1 pseudogene is annotated in these 3,175 nt (G+C 44.3%); it reads left to right on the top strand.

The features are described from left to right. Positions 1-131: 131 nt before the first annotated feature. Positions 132-3,125 (top strand): annotated as a pseudogene (locus tag ETC02_RS16335) (RHS repeat domain-containing protein); the annotation flags it as partial. Between the last annotated feature and the right edge of the window lie 50 nt (positions 3,126-3,175).

Below are 3,175 nucleotides of genomic sequence, written 5' to 3'. Positions count from 1 at the left end.
CTCAACTGTAAATACAGCTTGTTGTACCGTCAACATGTGATTCACCTCCTTGTCTATCAGTATTCACATCATAGACAAGGAAAGAAGAAAATATTCAGCTCACTTTATGATGTGGCTGAATAGTTACCAAAAATAATGATGTCATCTCCATGACAGATACGGAAGGCGATACAACCACGATTGCCTATGATGGCTTAAATCCTGTATCCGAAACGGATCAATCGGGAAAAACGTCTTCTGTATCGAAGTACGATGCCTATGGGAATATCATTGAAGAAAGCGATACATTAGGCAGTGCGACGAATTTGCTCTCTAATAGCGGCTTTGAACAAGGAATCACAGCTTGGAATCTTCTCAGTCATTATGATTCTGGGCAATTACTGGAAGACACGAATGTATATAATGGATTGACAGGGAGAAAAACGTTAAAAATCGTCGCTGACTCTACTTCTCCTAATACAGAACTTGGCTATGTAGCGGCTACCCAAGAAATCACAGTGAAACCAAATACCACGTATACGTTAAGCGGGAAGATCAAAACGAATTTAACGAAAGCCAATGCCTTTTTCAATGTTCAATTCATGAATAGTCAAAATCAAACGATTTCTTGGGCGGATCATCGTTATAGCCAACTTACAGGCACAAGACCTTGGACAGAGCGGCAAGTTACGTTTACTACTCCTTCGAATGCAGCCAAAATTCGCGTCTATTTAGAGGTCGATCATAAGTCTCCAGATGCTTCCGGAGAAGCCTGGTTTGATAATGTTCAATTGGAAGAAGCGCAGGTTTCTTCCAGCTACAACCCAGTTGTAAATAGTAGTTTTGAAGGAACCACCACGAATTGGAGTGGAACAGGAGGAAGCGTAGATTCTACACAATCATTTGATGGAGGGTACTCACTAAAAATATCTAGAACAAGCACCACGCAATCGGCAAGTGAGTATAAGCAGACCATCATCGTTGGCCAAACATCTGGTGATGCACCAATTAACCTTACGCTTACTGGGGTTTCGAAAGCTGAAAATGTAAAAGCCAATGGCACAGTGAGCGCAAGCGATTATTCCATTACGGCTAAAGTATACTTTGTGGATGGAACGACCCAAACGTATACCGCCGATTTCCCTGCTGGCAATCAAGATTGGAACCGTGCCGCCGTTTCGATTCAACCTTCCAAGCCAATTGATAAAATCGACATATCCGCTGTCTTCCGTGGCAATTACACGGGAACGGTATGGTTTGACGCGATCCGTTTAATGGAAGGAAACGTGGTGACGAAAAACAAGTACGATGCAAGCGGAAATTATGTCACGGAAGAAGTGGATGAAGAAGGCTATGTGGCGAAAAAGAATTATGATGCCGTAGGAAACCTGTTAAGCGAGTACGATAAGAAAGGAAACAAGAAAGAGTACACGTATGATTTATCGGATCGCTTAAAACAGCTGTTGTTAGCGAACGGCACTTCTGTCAACTACGATTATGACTTAAATGGCAATATGACTTCAAAAGTCATTCGAACCAGCGACGGCCAGTCTCAAACATTTGCCTATTCTTATGATGCGACCGGTAAACTCATTAAAACCGTCGGTCCGTTGAATGATGTGACAACGAATGAATATGATGCCAATGGAAATAAAATCAAAACGGTTTTGCCGAAAGGAAACACGATTCAATGGACGTATGACGGAACGGAAAGGGTCAAAACGATTTCTTACAACAACGTTCCGTATTACGAATTTAGTTACGACAAAAACGGAAACGAACTTTCTGTACAATATGTAAAAGACGGTACGACCAAGACAAGAAAATTTGATTCCGCGAATCGTGTCATTGAACAATCCGACCGCGGAGGATTACAAAAGTGGACCTATCCGACGACATCGGATAAATTACAACAGTTTATGTTCTCCCATGGATCGTTTAGCCAAACAGTCACATACCAATACAATGCCTTGGATCAAAATACAGTCGTCCAAGACGGAACGTATACGTACCGCTTTGACTATGACGAGAGAGGAAACGTTCGCACCTTCACGACAGAAAATGGAGCCGGCTCGACCTTTAGGTATGATGACCGCGGCTTAGTGGAAAGCGTTTCGATCGGTACGGCGGACGGAAAAGAAATTTTATCGGAAACGTACCGTTACGATGAAAACGGCAACCGGATGAAAGTGGAATCCCCAACGGGGGAAACGACCGTCTACCGTTACGATACTCTAGACCAATTAGTGGAAGAGCAGCTTCCAGATGGCACGAAAATCGAATATGCCTATGACGGATTCGGCAATCGGAAGCAAATCGTGAAAACGAAAGATGGGCAGTCGACGATGACCAATGCCGATTATAACGCTGCCAATCAGCTCATTCGTTTTGGAAACGAATCGATCACATATGATGCCAACGGCAACCGTCTCGAAGATGGAAAGTATCAATACGAATGGAATGAAGCGGACCAATTGGTTTCTATTACGAGAAAAGGAGAAAGCACGCCGTTTGTCACATACAAATATGATGAAGACGGCCGACGCATCCAAAAGAATGTGAATGGGGTTATTACGAACTACCATTACCAAGGCGACGGCCTAAATGTTCTGTACGAAACCGATGCGAGCGGAAATGTGGTAAGATCGTATATATACGGAGAAAACGGGCAACTCCTTGCCATGAAAAAAGGCAATGCGACGTATTTTTACCACTATAACGCCCATGGCGATGTCATCGCCCTAACGGATGCGCAAGGAAACATCGTGGCCCGTTACCAATACGATGCGTGGGGGAACATTCTTTCCCAATCCGGCGCATTGGCGGACGAAAACCCATACCGATATGCGGGGTACCAATATGACCAAGAAACGGGTCTGTACTATCTGATCGCCCGGTACTATCATCCAACGCATGGCGTGTTCTTGTCGCTCGACCCCGACCCAGGCGATGCGGATGACATCTTGACACAGAACGGCTATACGTACGCGAACAACAACCCAGTAATGTTGGTGGATCCGGATGGGCATTTCTTCTGGTTTGCGGTTAACGCTGGGTTTGCGTGTTTATTGCAAAATAAAAATACAGAGTTCTGCAACGAAAAGTGCAGAGCTGAAGGCAAAGAAAAAAGGCTTGCCAGCCTCTAACATTTCCTCTACTGTGGAAGTTGTGAACACATAACCAAACAGTGGAGGAG

The organism is Geobacillus sp. DSP4a, assembly GCF_013096875.1.
GTDB classification, from domain to species: domain Bacteria; phylum Bacillota; class Bacilli; order Bacillales; family Anoxybacillaceae; genus Geobacillus; species Geobacillus thermophilus.
Note: the sequence above shows the minus strand (reverse complement) of the source record. Positions and strands in the feature narration are given on the sequence as shown.